Source organism: Janthinobacterium amylolyticum (genome assembly GCF_051380655.1).
GTDB lineage: Bacteria > Pseudomonadota > Gammaproteobacteria > Burkholderiales > Burkholderiaceae_D > Janthinobacterium.
Map to the genome: position 1 here is coordinate 354,656 of NZ_JBNYXL010000002.1, position 13,982 is coordinate 368,637.

The window sequence follows — 13,982 nt, forward strand, 5'->3', positions numbered from 1 at the left end:
TTAAGGTTTGCTTGAAGCCCGGACGCATGCTTGGCAGCGCGTCCGGGCCGGGGTTTTGCTAATTTTAGCGGTTTTTACGGGCCCACTGTGACTCTTCGGGCAATATCGGCCGCTTATTGCTGCGCGGCGCGGCCACGGCGGGCGGCGCGCGACAGCAGGAAGGCTGTCAGCAGGGCCAGCGCGGCCAGGGCCAGCATCAGTTTGTTGCCATACAGAATGTATGGCGTCATGCCGCCCATGCCCTGCACCTTGGCCGCCAGGGTGGCTTGCTGTTCCGGCGGCAGCAGGCTTTGCACCACGCCCTTGCCGTCGATGATGGCGGTGGCGCCCGTGTTCGTCGAGCGCAGCATCGGGCGGCCCGTTTCCAGGCTGCGCATCTGCGAAATCTGCAGGTGCTGCGGGATGGCGATGGAATCGCCAAACCAGGCCAGGTTCGAGATATTCAGCAGCACCGATGCCGACTGCTTGCCATGGCGGTGGGCGCTGGCCAGCTGGCCGGCGATTTCCTCGCCAAACAAGTCTTCATAGCAGATATTCGGCAGCACCAGCTGGTCGCGCACCTGCAGCGGCGCCTGCACCGCAGCGCCACGGCCCATGTCGCCCAGCGGGATGGCCATCATGGCGACAAACCAGTGCAGGCCGGGCGGCACGAATTCGCCGAACGGCACCAGGTGCTGCTTGCGGTACTGGTAGTACGGCCCCGGCGTGCTGCCTGGCGTGATGCCCACGGCCGCATTGTAGAAGCGCTGCTGTTCGTCGAGCACGGGCATGCCGACCAGGATCGTGCTGCCCGTCTGCTGCGCATACGTCGCCAGGCTATCCAGATAGCCGGGCGGCAGCTGGTGCGGCAGCACGGTGACGGCCGTTTCCGGCGTGGCGATCAAATCGGCCGGTGCGCTGGTGATGGCGCTCTGGTACATCTGCAGGGCGCCCAGCACGAAGCCGGGATCGAATTTCTGCTGCTGCGGCACGTTCCCCTGCAGCAGGCGCACCGTGATCGGGCGGCCCACCGGGTGGGTCCAGGCCACGTACTGCAAGCCGATGCCGGCCGCGTACAGGGCGATGACGCCGCCCAGCGCGAACCAGCGCGTGCGATGTGTGAGCAGCAGCAGGGCGCCCGCCGACAGCGCCGCCAGCCAGCCCAGGCCATACGATCCGACGATGGGCGCATAGCCGGCCAGCGGGCTGGCATTGTGGGCGTAGCCGGTGGCCAGCCACGGGAAGCCCGTAAACAGCCAGCCGCGCGTCCATTCGAACAGCGTCCAGGTGGCGGGCAGCACCAGCAGGGTCATGGCAGGCAGCGAAAGTACCCAGCGCTGGCGCAGCCAGGCGGCCAGGCCCATGGCCAGGGCCACATAGATGGCCATCAGGAGGGCCAGCAAGGCCACGGCGATGGCGGCGAGCGGGGCAGCCATGTCGCCATACCGGTGCATGGAGATGTACAGCCAGTGCGTGCCGGCCGCGCACCAGCCAAAGCCATAGGCCCAGCCGATCAGCGCGCCGCCCTTGACGCTGGACGAACGCAGCACCTGGTAGAACAGCACGCCCAGGCTGAGGATTTGCAGCGGCCAGTAGCCGAAAGGGGCGAACGCCAGCACCGCGACGGCGCCGGCGATGGCGGCAGTCAGCATGCGCGCCCACGTGCTGCGGGGCGGTCTGGCGGGGGCGTTGGGGTCGGCGCGTCTGAAACGCATCTACAGCACGCGCATGTCAGAGTTCCAGTTCCGGCACGTTGGGCAGGCGCTCGACGAGCAGCACGTGCACCTGGCGCGCATCGGCGCGCAGTACCTCGAAACGCAGATTGCCCAGGTCGAAAATATCGCCCTTGTGCGCCATGCGGCCCAGGTACTTCGAAACCAGGCCGCCGATGGTGTCGACGTCGTCGTCCACCAGATGGCTGCCCACTTCTTCGTTGAACTGTTCGATCTCGGTCAGCGCCTTGACCCGCCAGCGGGGGCCGAACTGGCCTTCCTTGAGCGAGAGGATATTGTCTTCGGCTTCGTCGAAGTCGTATTCGTCCTCGATATCGCCGACGATCTGTTCCAGCACGTCTTCAATGGTGATCAGGCCGGCGACACCGCTGTATTCATCGACAACGATGGCCATGTGATTGTGGTTGGCGCGGAAATCGCGCAGCAGCACATTCAGGCGTTTCGATTCGGGGATGAAGATGGCGGGGCGCAGCATGTCGCGCACGTCGAAAGTTTCTTCGGCGTAATAACGCAGCAAGTCTTTCGCCAGCAGGATGCCGATAACCTTGTCGCGCTCGCCTTCGATCGCGGGGAAGCGCGAGTGGGCGGTGGACAGGACTTCCGGCATCCATTCCTCGATCGGCTTGCTGATGTCGATGACATCCATCTGCGAACGGGGAATCATGATGTCGCGCGCGCAGAGATCCGATACCTGGAACACGCCTTCGATCATCGACAGGGCGTCGGCGTCGATCAGCTTGCGTTCGTGCGCATCGTGTAGAACATCGAGCAATTCTGCACGGTTCTCTGGCTCGGGGGAAATGAGTGCGGTCAGGCGTTCAAACAGTGACCGGTGGGGCTTGACGTCAGTTCTGACGCCACTAGGGTGCTCGGGCATAGGAGGCGTGAGCCGTTGTTGCGAAGGCTTATAGGATACACCAAAAGTGGGGGCGCACCCGATTTCCCCGCTTTTGATGCAAATTTAATACGTTGAAGTGCGCCGTTGCACGATGTTTCAGCTGTCCTTGCCCAGCACGCGCGCGCGCAAGGCTGCCACATCGGCCTGCCAGTCGGCGAAATGCTCGCTGTCCTGCCACAGCTGGCGCAGTTCCGACGTTTCGGCCGTGATGCGCTCGAAGGCCAGGCGGGCTTTTTCCAGCAGCGGCGGCGTGACTTTCTTCTTGCAGGCGGCCACCCATTCGTCCACTTCGGCCGTGGCCGGGTCGTCTTCGCCCGGCTGGCCCTGCAGGCGCGCGATCACGTCCAGCGCAGCCAGCGCTTCGGCGGCGAACGGCGCTTCGAGTTCCGCCTCCGTGCTGTCGATGACGTTGTCGAGGGTGGTCTCGACCAGTTCCAGGGTTTTATATTCGTGCAGATCCTGCGCCCAATCCATGGCGTAGTCGTTGCCGAAGGCGTCGGTGGCCCAAGTGCCCATTGTGTGTCCTTGTTGCGATGTGTGGAATGGCAGACATTTTGGCATGCCTGCCATGGCCATGCGGATTTAATTGCGTAGCATCGGTTCGTCCAGCAGGGCTTGCTGCATCTTGAGCATTGCGTCCGTCAGCGCCCGCTTGCCCGTGATGGCGTGGTCTTTCTTGAATTCGCTGAATTCGCCTTCGCCCACGCCCACCACTTTCTTCGACACGATTTCCTTGCCGCTGGCATCGCTGATATTGCAGGTCAGGTCGACGCTGAACTGGGTGGGCGGCCAGGTGAAGGCGCTGCTTGAGGAGGAGCTGGTCGACAGCTGCGGCGTCACGATATACACGATCTGGTGACGCGCCATCGCGTCCTTGTCCGCCGGGCTTTTCAGCGTGGTGACTTCGCCAAAGACATTCGACAGCATTTTATACAGCGACAGCTCCATGTCGCGGTAGGGGAAATAGCTGACCTTGTCGCCACCGCCGCCACCGGTGGTGACTTCGGTTTGGCGCAGCGTGTCGCTGATGTAGTAGGCGACATTTTTCTTCACCGGGCGCGCGGTATCGGGGCGCTCAATGCTGGCGAGGTTGGGCGTGATGACCATGGGATGGGCGCAGCCCACCAGGGTGATGGCAACGGCGAGCGTTGCCAGGAGTTTGGAAATAGCCATGTGATGAGGACTTTTCGTAGAAAGGGGCCGGCTTATTGCAGGCTGTTGTTGAAGGCCTTGTCCTGATACAGCTGGGCGAGCAGTTTCTGCACGACGACCGTGTATTCCTGCATGGCGCGCGGCAGGGCGATGGCTCCGGCAAACGACGACGGCCATTCATGGCTGGCGGTCTTGACCTGGTCATAGCGTACCTCGCCGGCTTTCTTGACGATGAAGCGCGCTTCCAGCATGGCGGTGCCGGTGCTGAAGCCCGATGCGTCGAATTCATTTTGCAGCAGTGTGCCGGAAATTTCGATGTCGGCGTCCGGCGCCAGCTTGTTCGCCATGCTCAATTCCTGTTTCAGCGCCTCGGCCACATAGACGGAATAGGACTTCGCATAGGGTGAAGCCATGGACGAGCCACGCATGGACAGCGGGGCGTCGGCGTTCTTCTGTGCGACGAAAACGCCGACTTTAGCCTGGCTGGCGGCGCTGTTCTTGAGTGTCTGGATATTGTCCATCGACGGGGTATAGGGCGGCGCGACCGTGGAGCAGGCGGAAAGGGCGATGGCGGATAAAAAGGCAAACACAATCTTGGCGTGACGCATGCTGAAATGACTCCCTGGGTTCGAATGATGGTCGTTGATCCATTCCTCTTGCGTGAATGGCGGGTCTTTGCCTGGTGCTATCGCCGGCACTTTTTTTAAAAATATGGCGAATATGGCAAGGCCACATTATATCGTTGCGTTTTGGCAATTGAATCAAGCCGCGAAGATATATTTCAGGGGAGGGGCGTGGGTGAGGCGGGGGCAGGTGGCCAGCGTGGCAATGGCGGCAGTGGCATGGCGCGCACTGCCGCGCGGGGGCGGCGATCGCGGTGGACTCTGGCCAGGCTCAGGCCTGGTATGGATCGGCAATCCCCAACTTGGCCAGGATTTCCGTCTCCAGGCCTTCCATCTCGGCCGCTTCCTCGTCGTCCATGTGGTCGTAGCCTTGCGCATGCAGCACGCCGTGCACGATCAGATGGGCCGTGTGTTCTTCCACGCTTTTCTTTTGTTCGGCCGCTTCCTTTTCCAGCACGTCCGTGCACAGGATGATGTCGGCGCGCGTCGGCTCGTCTTCCGCCAGCTCTTCGCCTTCGTTGTAGGCAAACGTCAGCACGTTGGTGGCGTAGTCCTTTTCGCGGTAGTCGCGGTTCAGGCTGCGGCCTTCTTCCGCGTCGACGAAGCGGATGGTGAATTCTGCGGGGGCGAACAGGGCCGCCTTGACCCAGCGGCGCACTTTCGGGCGCGGGATGACGGTTTCCAGGCGGGTGTCCGGGTATTGCACGGACAGCGATAATTTATTTTTTTCGGACATTTTTGGCGGCAGCTGGTTTCAATAAGGAGGGTAACTGGGCGGCGTCGGCATTGGCCGCCTGCGCCGTTTCGTACGCGTCGACGATGCGCGCCACCAGCGGATGGCGCACCACGTCGGTGCTGTTAAATTGCGTGAAGCCGATGCCGCGCACATCTTTCAATACGTGCACGGCGTCGATCAGGCCACTCGTCTGGCTCTTGTGCAGGTCGACCTGCGTGACGTCGCCTGTCACCACGGCCTTGCTGCCGAAGCCGATGCGCGTCAAGAACATCTTCATCTGTTCGACGGTGGTGTTTTGCGCCTCGTCGAGGATGACGAACGCGTGGTTCAGGGTGCGCCCGCGCATGTAGGCCAGCGGGGCGATCTCGATCACCTGCTTTTCAAACAGCTTCTGCGTGCGGTCAAAGCCGAGTAAATCGTACAGCGCGTCGTACAGGGGACGCAGGTACGGGTCGACCTTTTGCGCCAGATCGCCAGGCAGAAAACCCAGGCGCTCGCCCGCTTCGACGGCGGGGCGCGTGAGGATGATGCGCTTGACGGCGTCCCTTTCGAGCGCGTCGACGGCGCAGGCGACGGCCAGGTAGGTTTTGCCCGTGCCGGCAGGACCGACGCCGAAGCTGATGTCGTGTTCCAGGATGTCGCGCAAATAGGCGATCTGGTGCGGCGTGCGGCCGCGCAGGTCGGAGCGCCGGGTTTTCAGCACCGGGCTGGCGATGTCCGGCTCGACGAACGTGCTGGCCGGCGTATTGGCATGGTGTTCCGAGGCGGCGGACAGGCCCGCGCGCTGTTCCACCAGCGCCAACTGGACTTCTTCCAGCGGCACGACCTTGTTGGCGATGGCGTAGAACTGTTCGAGGATTTCCACGGCGCGTTCGGCATTGCTGCCGCCGACGATGAATTTCTCGCCGCGGCGGAAAATCGTCACATCGAGGGCGGCGGAAATCTGGCGCAGGTTTTCATCGAGCGGTCCGCACAAATGCGCCAGGCGCGTGTTGTCGAGCGGCTCGGGGATGAAGTAGTGCGGCTGTATCGGGGCTTTGGTTTTCAACTGGCTCTTTTCAATGCGGGGGCGCTGGCGACCAATTCGCCGCGCAGGGTGTAGGAATGGCTTTCGGTGATGCGCACGTCGACCAGCTGGCCGACCAGGTGCAGCGCGTCCGGGCCGGCGTCGAAATTGACCACGCGGTTGTTCTCGGTGCGGCCTTGCAGTTCACGATCAATGGTGTCCTTCTTCGAGCGGCCTTCGACGAGGATGGTCTGCACCGTGCCGACCATGGCCAGGCTGTATTTGCGCGTGTTGGCGTCGATGGCCGCCTGCAGCTGCTGCAAGCGCGCCAGTTTCACTTCATGCGGCGTGTCGTCTTCCAGGCTGGCGGCCGGCGTGCCGGGGCGCTTGCTGAAGATGAAGCTGTAGCTGTTGTCGAAGCCGACGTCGGCGATTAATTTCATCATGGCGTCAAAGTCCGCCTGCGTCTCGCCAGGAAAACCGACGATGAAGTCCGAGGAAATGGCCATGTTCGGGCGCACGGCGCGGATGCGGCGGATGATGGACTTGTATTCGAGGCCCGTGTAGCCGCGTTTCATGGCGCCCAGCACCTTGTCGGAACCATGCTGCGCCGGCAGATATAAATGGTCGACCAGTTGCGGGATCTTCGCGTAGGCGTCGATCAGGCGCTGCGTGAATTCCTTCGGGTGGCTGGTGACGAAGCGCATGCGTTCGATGCCGGGAATGTCGGCCACGTACTCGAGCAGCAGGGCGAAGTCGGCGATCTCTCCGCCTTCCATCGCGCCCCGGTAGGCGTTGACGTTCTGTCCCAGCAGGGTGATTTCCCTGACGCCCTGGGCAGCCAGTCCGGCCACTTCCGTCAGCACGTCCTCGAAGCGGCGCGAGACTTCCTCGCCGCGCGTGTAGGGCACCACGCAGTAGCTGCAGTATTTGCTGCAGCCTTCCATGATGGAGACAAACGCCGAGGCGCCCTCCACCTTGGCCGGCGGCAGATGGTCGAACTTTTCGATTTCCGGGAAGCTGATGTCCACTTGCGCGTCGCCGCTGGCGCGCCGCAGCTCGATCATTTGCGGCAGGCGGTGCAGCGTCTGCGGGCCGAAGACCATGTCGACATACGGCGCGCGCTTGACGATGGCGTCGCCTTCCTGCGAGGCCACGCAGCCACCCACGCCGATCAGCAGGTGCGGCTTGGCCAGTTTCAGTTCGCGCAGGCGGCCCAGGTCGGAAAACACTTTTTCCTGCGCCTTTTCGCGCACGGAGCAGGTATTGAGCAGGATGACGTCGGCGTCTTCCGGCGAGTCGGTGCGCACCAGGCCATCGGAGGCGCCCAGCACATCGGCCATCTTGTCCGAATCGTACTCGTTCATCTGGCAGCCGAAGGTTTTAATGAATACTTTTTTCTGCATGGAGTCGGGCGCTTTAGCGGTAGTGGATGCTGGGTGGATGCTGCGATACCTGGCCGGCGGCGTCGGGCGTCGTTTGCGCGTCATGCTGGCGAAGCAGGCGCTGCGCACTCCGCGGCAGCTTGGCCATGCGGGCCTGGCTGCCTGGTGACAGGCGCGCTGCAAGTTCAAGCCATAGTTTAGCGTAAATCGCCCGGGCGGGCCACGCCGTACTTACCTTGCCGACAAGGTTGCAGCGGGCTCATGCGGCGCAGGCTGGCAATGCTGAAAAGCATTTATTGCCGTGCAGCAGCATTGATTTGTAACAAGTTGCTGCAAAGCCTTGTGCGCGCCCGCTGACGTCCTAATGTGTTGAAATGGCATCGTTGCCAAGCCAACCAGCACCTTGATTGATATTTAACAATCAGGAAGGTTGCGCCAGGCGGGGATGCTGCCTGATTGGACTAGTATATTGCCTTATATGCAATGCATTTCAGTGGATTGCAATGCTTTTTACTCACGCGGCAAGCTGCGCACGTTGGCTGGACGTGGCTGTGCGAGTCCTGTGCAGGCAGCGCGATAGGAGGGAGAGGGGCTGACGGTTTTTGAAATACTTTTAAACACTCTAAGCCAGCCTTAAGTTCGTATCGGCATTATTTTCAACATTCACTAGACGAGGAAAAATCATGGCACATCATGCATTAGCATCGCAAGAGAGTTACAACCCTAACCACCTGCTGGATATTCTGCTGAGCAAGATGCAGCTGAAAAACGATGCAGCCCTGTCGCGCCTGCTCGAAGTGGCGCCACCCGTCATCAGCAAGATTCGCCACCACCGCTTGCCGGTCGGCGCGTCCCTGCTGATCCGCATGCACGAAGTGACGGGCATGAGCATCCGCGACCTGCGCGACCTGATGGGCGACCGCCGCACCAAGTATCGTTTGTCCGACGCCCAGGGCCGTCCAAAAGCGGAAGACCGCGGCGATGCGCAAGAATCGAATTACGCGCACTGATGTGGTGGTCTCGCGCTGACTGTGCCGCTTGCGTCATTGCTGGCGGTAACAGGCTGGCGTCGACCGGGCAGGATGGCAGTAAGGCAGTACCCATAACGGCTTTCGCCTCGCGGCGAGAGCCGTTTGCGTTTGCAGCTTTAAATGTAGAGTCCGCCTAAGAGTTAGCTCAACAACGCCGAAGTGATTTCGTCGTAGCGCAGTTCCGTTTCGCGGAACAGCTGCAGATACGTCTCTTCGCCCAGGCCCAGCGCGTCCCACGCCACCGGCGAGACGAGCGGCACCATGTCATCGCCCGCCTGCGCCAGGTCGAGCGCGCAGACGATGGCATTGGCCACGTGGATCAGCGCGGCGAGAAAACCGGCGCCCGCAGCGTCCGGCTGCACATAGTTGCCGATGGCCAGACGCATGGTGTCGGAAAAATTCCAGTGTTCGGCCAGCGCCACGCCCGCCTGCACGTGGTCCACGCCCAGCACCGTTTGCTCCGCCTCGAGCAGGCTGCAGTCGTGCGCCGCCTGGTGGGCGATGGCTTGCGCGTACTGCGCGGGAAAGCTGCTGACCAGCACCAGGCGGCCGATGTTGTGCAGCAAGCCTGCCGTGAAGGCGTAATCCTGGTTGAAGCGTATCTGCCGCGCCAGTACCTTGGCGCAGCCGGCCGTGGCCACCGAATGGCGCCAGAAGGCCTTGTCGTCGAAGCCGGGACAGCGCCCTTCCGGGAAGGCGCCGGTGATGGCGGCCGAGGTGATCAGGCTGCGCGTGGTCTGGAAACCCAGGTACGTGATCGCCTGCTGGATGGTGGTGGCCTTCACTTGCAGGCCGTATTGCGACGAATTGGCCAGGCGCAAAGTTTTCGCCGTCAAGGCCTGGTCATACGAGACTTTTTTCGCCAGCACGGAAATATCCACGTCTTCCTGGTCGATGCTGTTGAGCAGTTCCATCACCACGGCGGGCAGCGAGGGCAGGTCGTCGAGGTGGGCGACGATGTCGGCTAGGGTCAGCAGGGCGCTCATGCCGCCTCTCCCGTGCCCAGGCGGTAGGCTGTCACGTAGCTGCGCAGCAAGGTGGTGGCGGCCTGCGCCGGGTCGTCGGGATCATGCTTGCGGAACAGGTAAGCGAGCCGTTCGCGGTCGGCCGCCTGCTGCGCCGCCACTTCCTCGGGCGACGGCGGCGGCGCCTGGATCGGCAGCATGTCGATGCCATGGCGCGGCATCAGGGCCAGCATGTTTTCCGTCAGCACCGCGCCTTGCGGCAACAGCACTTGTCCATGCGCATCGAGCAAGACATCCGACAGGACCATGCCAGGACGAACTTGTTCCAGGGGTAGATGTTGATGCATGACCGCCATGACGACTCCTTAGATGATTGCGGGATATTACCATTGCCATGTCGCAATGTCTCGACCTGCATCAAACCCTTGCTGACAGCGGGGCTGCTGTAAATCTTGCCAATAAGCATGTCATACCGTACATTTCATTCAGGCGAGTGTCCGCTGACAGCTGTGCGCCCGCGCCGCGGGCCGGCAACGGGCCTGGCACGGGGAGTGTTGATTGATGGTAAGTATCCAAGTCCGGCTGACTTTGCTTTTTGTCGTGATCGTCACCCTGGTGCTGGGCATTTCCGGCAGCTATACCCAATATACCCTGAGCAAGGAACTCGAATCGGGCAGCGCGCGCCTGCGCAGCGGCGTGCTCACGCGCTTGCAGACCAGCCTGCCTTCGGCCCTGTGGGACCTGGATAAATCCAAGGTCGACAGCATCGTGGCGGCCGAAATGCTGCCGCCGGAACTGGTCGGCATCCGTGTCTATGACGCCTCGGTGGGCCTGTTCGCTGGCGAGGTGCGCGATGCTTCCGGCACCCTGGTGCCGCTCGATACCGACGTGGCCATCGGCGGCACGCCCGTCGAGGCGCCGCTGGTATTCCGCGACGCCGTGGCCGCGGCCAGCGGCGGCAAGCCGGTGATCGTCGGCAAGGTCATCGTCAATTTCAGCCGCGAGCAGATCGACGCGGCCCTGCGCAGCGAAGTGCGGCGCAAGGTGGTGGAAGTGTTGCTGCTGGACATCATTCTCGTGGGCGCGCTGGCCTTGAGCCTGCGCATCGTCTTCGGTCCCCTGAAACAGTTGCGCGACGGCTTGTTCGACCTGGCCACGCGCGGCAGCGATGAGGTCGAAGAACTGCCGGAAAACCGGCGCGACGAGCTGGGCGACGTGATCCGCGGCTTCAACGCCGTGCAGCGCAAGCTCAAGTCCATCATCGAAGGCAGCCGCCAGGCCGAAGAGATGGCGCGCCGTTCGCAGCAGGAGACGGCGCAGGCCATGGACGAGCTGCGCCGCGCGCAGGAATCGCTGCTGCAGTCTGAACGGCTGGCTTCGCTGGGCAGCCTGGTGGCGGGCGTGGCGCATGAAATCAATACGCCGGTCGGCATCGCGCTGACCAGCGCCTCCGTGCTGAAGGAAGCCACGGACAGCATCAGCGCCGCGGTGGCCGGCGGCGGCGTCAAGAAGACCGATATCGTGCGCTACCTGGAGACGGCCGGCGAAAGCGCGCGCCTGATCATGAACAATGCCTACCGCGCCGCGCACCTGATCCACAGCTTCAAGCAGATCGCCGTCGACCAGGTCAGTGAGGCGCGCCGCCTGTTCGAGTTGCGCGACTACATCGGCGAGGTGATTTCCAGCCTGCAGCCAACCCTGAAGAAGACGCGCATCAGCATCGATATCGATTGCCCGCCAGACATCATCCTTGACAGCTATCCGGGCGCGCTGGCGCAGGTGCTGACCAATCTGGTGCTCAACTGCGTCGAGCACGCGTTCGACGCGGATACGGCCGGCAGCATCCACATCGGCGTGCGCGGCGAGCCGGACTGGATAGACATGCAGGTGCGCGACAATGGCCGCGGCATCGCGCCCGACATGCTCGACCGCGTGTTCGACCCGTTTGTCACCACGCGCCGGGGACAGGGCGGCACGGGACTGGGCTTGAATATCGTGTTCAACTTGATTGCCAAGCAATTTGGCGGCACTATCACGGTCAGCAGCACCCTGGGGCAAGGCGCGACGTTCCTGCTGCGCCTGCCCAAGGTGACGCCGTTGCCGGAAGGCACAGCCGGCCAGGCTTAGGCAAGGAGAAACACATGGCAGATGGTCAAGATAATCAGCAGGTGGCATTCTTGCGCGGCATCAACGTGGGCCGCGCCAAGCGCGTGGCCATGGCCGACCTGCGCAAGCTGCTGGGCGACCTGGGTTTTACGCAGGTGCGCACGGTGCTCAACAGTGGCAACGTGGTGTTCGGCGCGGGCACCGTGGCACCGGCCGAGGCGGCGGCCCGCATCGAGGAAGCGCTGGTACTCAAGCTGGGCGTGGCGGCGCGCGTGACGGTGCTGTCGGCCAGCCAGTTCGACGAACTGATCGCGCAAAACACGCTGGCGCCGCCGGCCGATGCTTCCCGTCTGCTGGCGCTGGTGCTGAATAATCCGGCCGACGTCCAGCGCCTGGCGCCGCTGCTGCAGCAGCCTTGGCAGCCGGAAGCGCTGGCGCTGGGGCAGTGGGCCGCGTATGCGTGGTGCCCTGACGGCGTGCTGGCCAGCAGGCTGGTGGCCGCGCTGGGCGTGCTGCTCGGCGATGGCGTCACGTCGCGCAACTGGGCGACCATGCAGAAATTACATGTCTTGCTGGGCGGGGCCGATGGCGCCGCCACGGCGTAACGAACACAGGAGAGCAGGGATGCCGTATATCACAGGGCAGTTTGACGTCACCATCACGCCGGAAAACTTGTCGGACACGGTGGCCCAGTCCGGACTGGGGCGCATGTCGCTGAACAAGCGCTACCACGGCGCGCTCGATGCCAGCGCGCAAGGCGAGATGCTCAGCGTGCGCGCCAGCGTGCCGGGCTCGGCCGGCTACGTGGCGCTGGAGCGGGTCGAAGGCGCGCTGGACGGGCGCCACGGCAGTTTTTACCTGCAGCACAGCGGCAGCATGACGCGCGGCGCGCCCAGCTTGTCAGTGACGGTGGTGCCCGATACGGGTACGGGCCAGTTGCTGGGGCTGACGGGCAGCCTGGCCATCCGCATCGAGGAGGGCAGGCATTATTATGATTTTACGTATGACATTGCTGAGCCGCAATGAACTGGGATATCGTCAAGGGGGTCTTGATCGTGCTCGTCGCCATCAGCGTGGTGGTGACGGCCTTCGTGCTGATTTCCGCCTCGGGACCGGACAAGGCGGGCTGCATCGCGCGGGCCCTGAAGTCGGGCATTCCGGTAGGTAATATCGAACGGGTGTGCCGCCTGCTGGACAAATGATGGCAGCATAAAAAACATTCCGCACCAGGCGGAATGTTTTGCGGCGGCGCCTTGCCAATGCTGGCGCCGTCAGTTGTCGAATTTTTCCTGTTTTTCGCCGTGCAGGCTCAAGGCCACCAGGCCCAGTCCCACCAGCAGCATCGAGTACATGCTCGCTTCTGGCACGGGGGCTGGCACGTTGGCTTGCTGTGCGGGCGCGGCCGTCACGGGCCTGGGCGGCGCCAGCGCCACCTGGCGCGCGCCGCTGGTGCTCCAGTGCGTTGCCGCGCTTGCGCTGCTGCTGGACAGCAGGCGTGCATACGGCAAGTCCGGCGTTTCCCAGCCGGGATGATTATTCAAGCTGATGCTTTCATCGATCGTCACGCGTTCAGCGGCTTCCTGCTGCTTGCCGGCCGTGGTGTCGCTGACTGCCGCCATGCTCCATGTGCTGGCCGAGAGCGCCAGCAAGGCCACGCATAGCGGCTGATTGATTCCCATCTTGATCTCCCTGTTGTTCACCGCCTGGCGCCGCCGAAACCGGCTTGCGCATGGGCGGACAATTCGCCTGTACGGGGGCGTATCATGGTTTTTCTGCTGACCTCTCATTACAGCACAGATCGTGACAATTTTGATACGCTTATTTCCTCTTTATTACGAATATTTGTCATTTTGATAGCGTAAGCATGATCGCTGCCGCACACTTCGCATGGCCACGCTATCGCTGAAAAAACACTGTTGTTTTTTTGTGCGAATCGCCAGCAGGAAAACAATATATTGATTAGTATATTGTTTATCGCACGATGTTCAACACGACCGCCTGTGGGAGGGCACGATGGAAACGCCAGCAATACAAGAGACCGATTACAACCTCGACGCCATGCGCGGCGCGGCCTATAAAGCCAGTTCGCTGCTGAAAGCCATGGGCAATGCCGACCGCCTGATGCTGCTGTGCCAGCTGTCGCAGGGCGAACATTGTGTCAGCGACCTGGAGCAGAAAGTGGGCATCGGCCAGCCGACCCTGTCGCAGCAGCTGGGCGTGCTGCGCGAAGAAATGCTGGTGGCCACGCGCCGCGACGGCAAGCAGATTTACTACCGCGTCGCCAGCGCTCCCGTGCTGGCCGTGCTGCAAGTGCTGTACGCCCAGTTCTGCGCGCCGCGCCCACTGTTCAACGACGAAGCGGACTGAA

General features: G+C 62.6%; 17 protein-coding genes. 6 read left to right on the forward strand and 11 right to left on the reverse strand.

Translation table 11 applies throughout. The annotated features are described in order from the left end of the window. Positions 1–113: 113 nt before the first annotated feature. From lnt to miaB, 8 genes are all read right to left on the reverse strand, one after another. Positions 114–1,631, reverse strand: coding sequence for an apolipoprotein N-acyltransferase (gene lnt / locus ACQ4WR_RS05150; protein WP_436485720.1), 1,518 nt, complete (start codon positions 1,629–1,631; stop codon positions 114–116). A gap of 79 nt (positions 1,632–1,710) precedes the next feature. Then, on the reverse strand, positions 1,711–2,589 hold the full coding sequence (locus ACQ4WR_RS05155; protein WP_071075558.1) for a CorC family transporter: 879 nt from the start codon (positions 2,587–2,589) through the stop codon (positions 1,711–1,713). 117 nt (positions 2,590–2,706) lie between these two features. Then, the gene (locus ACQ4WR_RS05160; RefSeq protein WP_436485721.1) at positions 2,707–3,126 is read right to left on the reverse strand and encodes a DUF4259 domain-containing protein; all 420 of its coding nucleotides are present in this window, start codon (positions 3,124–3,126) and stop codon (positions 2,707–2,709) included. A 66-nt stretch (positions 3,127–3,192) separates the two neighbouring features. Continuing rightward, the gene (locus tag ACQ4WR_RS05165; RefSeq protein WP_436485723.1) at positions 3,193–3,783 is read right to left on the reverse strand and encodes a hypothetical protein; all 591 of its coding nucleotides are present in this window, start codon (positions 3,781–3,783) and stop codon (positions 3,193–3,195) included. A 32-nt stretch (positions 3,784–3,815) separates the two neighbouring features. Then, positions 3,816–4,370, reverse strand: a complete 555-nt coding sequence (locus ACQ4WR_RS05170; protein WP_436485725.1) for a hypothetical protein — start codon at positions 4,368–4,370, stop codon at positions 3,816–3,818. 286 nt (positions 4,371–4,656) lie between these two features. Further along, the gene (gene ybeY / locus ACQ4WR_RS05175) at positions 4,657–5,121 is read right to left on the reverse strand and encodes an rRNA maturation RNase YbeY (RefSeq protein WP_436485726.1); all 465 of its coding nucleotides are present in this window, start codon (positions 5,119–5,121) and stop codon (positions 4,657–4,659) included. Next, positions 5,105–6,169, reverse strand: coding sequence for a PhoH family protein (locus tag ACQ4WR_RS05180; RefSeq protein WP_102293907.1), 1,065 nt, complete (start codon positions 6,167–6,169; stop codon positions 5,105–5,107). The genes ybeY and ACQ4WR_RS05180 overlap by 17 nt, the downstream gene beginning before the upstream one ends. Then, positions 6,166–7,533: a tRNA (N6-isopentenyl adenosine(37)-C2)-methylthiotransferase MiaB gene (gene miaB / locus ACQ4WR_RS05185; protein ID WP_436485728.1), complete on the reverse strand. Its 1,368-nt coding sequence runs from the start codon at positions 7,531–7,533 to the stop codon at positions 6,166–6,168. Before miaB ends, ACQ4WR_RS05180 begins: the two co-directional genes overlap by 4 nt. A gap of 662 nt (positions 7,534–8,195) precedes the next feature. On the opposite strand from miaB, the gene ACQ4WR_RS05190 reads away from it, so the two are divergent. Continuing rightward, positions 8,196–8,522, forward strand: coding sequence for a hypothetical protein (locus ACQ4WR_RS05190; protein ID WP_034746769.1), 327 nt, complete (start codon positions 8,196–8,198; stop codon positions 8,520–8,522). Between the two features lie 161 nt (positions 8,523–8,683). On the opposite strand, the gene ACQ4WR_RS05195 is transcribed toward ACQ4WR_RS05190, so the two are convergent. Together ACQ4WR_RS05195 and ACQ4WR_RS05200 are read right to left on the reverse strand one after the other, a co-directional pair. Further along, the gene (locus tag ACQ4WR_RS05195) at positions 8,684–9,529 is read right to left on the reverse strand and encodes an HDOD domain-containing protein (protein ID WP_102293905.1); all 846 of its coding nucleotides are present in this window, start codon (positions 9,527–9,529) and stop codon (positions 8,684–8,686) included. Continuing rightward, the gene (locus ACQ4WR_RS05200) at positions 9,526–9,855 is read right to left on the reverse strand and encodes a hypothetical protein (RefSeq protein ID WP_436485731.1); all 330 of its coding nucleotides are present in this window, start codon (positions 9,853–9,855) and stop codon (positions 9,526–9,528) included. Before ACQ4WR_RS05200 ends, ACQ4WR_RS05195 begins: the two co-directional genes overlap by 4 nt. Positions 9,856–10,069: 214 nt before the next feature. On the opposite strand from ACQ4WR_RS05200, the gene ACQ4WR_RS05205 reads away from it, so the two are divergent. From ACQ4WR_RS05205 to ACQ4WR_RS05220, 4 genes are read left to right on the forward strand one after another with little or no spacing between them, the layout of a single operon-like run. Then, a complete protein-coding gene (locus tag ACQ4WR_RS05205) occupies positions 10,070–11,635 on the forward strand; it encodes a sensor histidine kinase (RefSeq protein WP_102293903.1) in 1,566 nt (521 codons plus the stop codon). 14 nt (positions 11,636–11,649) lie between these two features. Beyond that, on the forward strand, positions 11,650–12,219 hold the full coding sequence (locus tag ACQ4WR_RS05210) for a DUF1697 domain-containing protein (RefSeq protein WP_436485733.1): 570 nt from the start codon (positions 11,650–11,652) through the stop codon (positions 12,217–12,219). Between the two features lie 19 nt (positions 12,220–12,238). Then, positions 12,239–12,640 carry a DUF3224 domain-containing protein gene (locus ACQ4WR_RS05215; protein ID WP_436485734.1) on the forward strand — a complete coding sequence of 134 codons (402 nt, stop codon included), beginning with the start codon at positions 12,239–12,241 and terminating at the stop codon, positions 12,638–12,640. Further along, positions 12,637–12,816, forward strand: coding sequence for a hypothetical protein (locus ACQ4WR_RS05220; protein WP_034746783.1), 180 nt, complete (start codon positions 12,637–12,639; stop codon positions 12,814–12,816). The genes ACQ4WR_RS05215 and ACQ4WR_RS05220 overlap by 4 nt, the downstream gene beginning before the upstream one ends. Before the next feature lie 69 nt (positions 12,817–12,885). Here ACQ4WR_RS05220 and ACQ4WR_RS05225 read toward each other — a convergent pair whose 3' ends face one another. After that, entirely contained in the window at positions 12,886–13,293 is a 408-nt protein-coding gene (locus ACQ4WR_RS05225) for a PEP-CTERM sorting domain-containing protein (RefSeq protein WP_436485736.1), read from the reverse strand. Between the two features lie 334 nt (positions 13,294–13,627). Here ACQ4WR_RS05225 and ACQ4WR_RS05230 point away from each other — a divergent pair, with 334 nt between their 5' ends. Further along, positions 13,628–13,981: an ArsR/SmtB family transcription factor gene (locus ACQ4WR_RS05230; protein ID WP_102293899.1), complete on the forward strand. Its 354-nt coding sequence runs from the start codon at positions 13,628–13,630 to the stop codon at positions 13,979–13,981. Position 13,982: the final 1 nt, after the last annotated feature.

Excerpts from the sequence above, each read along its gene's own strand:
- lnt (WP_436485720.1), bottom strand. The coding sequence starts at position 1,631 with ATGCTGACTGCCGCCATCGCCGGCGCCGTCGCGGTGCTGGCGTTCGCC.
- ACQ4WR_RS05155 (WP_071075558.1), bottom strand. The coding sequence starts at position 2,589 with ATGCCCGAGCACCCTAGTGGCGTCAGAACTGACGTCAAGCCCCACCGG.
- ACQ4WR_RS05160 (WP_436485721.1), bottom strand. The coding sequence starts at position 3,126 with ATGGGCACTTGGGCCACCGACGCCTTCGGCAACGACTACGCCATGGAT.
- ACQ4WR_RS05165 (WP_436485723.1), bottom strand. The coding sequence starts at position 3,783 with ATGGCTATTTCCAAACTCCTGGCAACGCTCGCCGTTGCCATCACCCTG.
- ACQ4WR_RS05170 (WP_436485725.1), bottom strand. The coding sequence starts at position 4,370 with ATGCGTCACGCCAAGATTGTGTTTGCCTTTTTATCCGCCATCGCCCTT.
- ybeY (WP_436485726.1), bottom strand. The coding sequence starts at position 5,121 with ATGTCCGAAAAAAATAAATTATCGCTGTCCGTGCAATACCCGGACACC.
- miaB (WP_436485728.1), bottom strand. The coding sequence starts at position 7,533 with ATGCAGAAAAAAGTATTCATTAAAACCTTCGGCTGCCAGATGAACGAG.
- ACQ4WR_RS05190 (WP_034746769.1), top strand. The coding sequence starts at position 8,196 with ATGGCACATCATGCATTAGCATCGCAAGAGAGTTACAACCCTAACCAC.
- ACQ4WR_RS05195 (WP_102293905.1), bottom strand. The coding sequence starts at position 9,529 with ATGAGCGCCCTGCTGACCCTAGCCGACATCGTCGCCCACCTCGACGAC.
- ACQ4WR_RS05200 (WP_436485731.1), bottom strand. The coding sequence starts at position 9,855 with ATGCATCAACATCTACCCCTGGAACAAGTTCGTCCTGGCATGGTCCTG.
- ACQ4WR_RS05205 (WP_102293903.1), top strand. The coding sequence starts at position 10,070 with ATGGTAAGTATCCAAGTCCGGCTGACTTTGCTTTTTGTCGTGATCGTC.
- ACQ4WR_RS05210 (WP_436485733.1), top strand. The coding sequence starts at position 11,650 with ATGGCAGATGGTCAAGATAATCAGCAGGTGGCATTCTTGCGCGGCATC.
- ACQ4WR_RS05215 (WP_436485734.1), top strand. The coding sequence starts at position 12,239 with ATGCCGTATATCACAGGGCAGTTTGACGTCACCATCACGCCGGAAAAC.
- ACQ4WR_RS05220 (WP_034746783.1), top strand. The coding sequence starts at position 12,637 with ATGAACTGGGATATCGTCAAGGGGGTCTTGATCGTGCTCGTCGCCATC.
- ACQ4WR_RS05225 (WP_436485736.1), bottom strand. The coding sequence starts at position 13,293 with ATGGGAATCAATCAGCCGCTATGCGTGGCCTTGCTGGCGCTCTCGGCC.
- ACQ4WR_RS05230 (WP_102293899.1), top strand. The coding sequence starts at position 13,628 with ATGGAAACGCCAGCAATACAAGAGACCGATTACAACCTCGACGCCATG.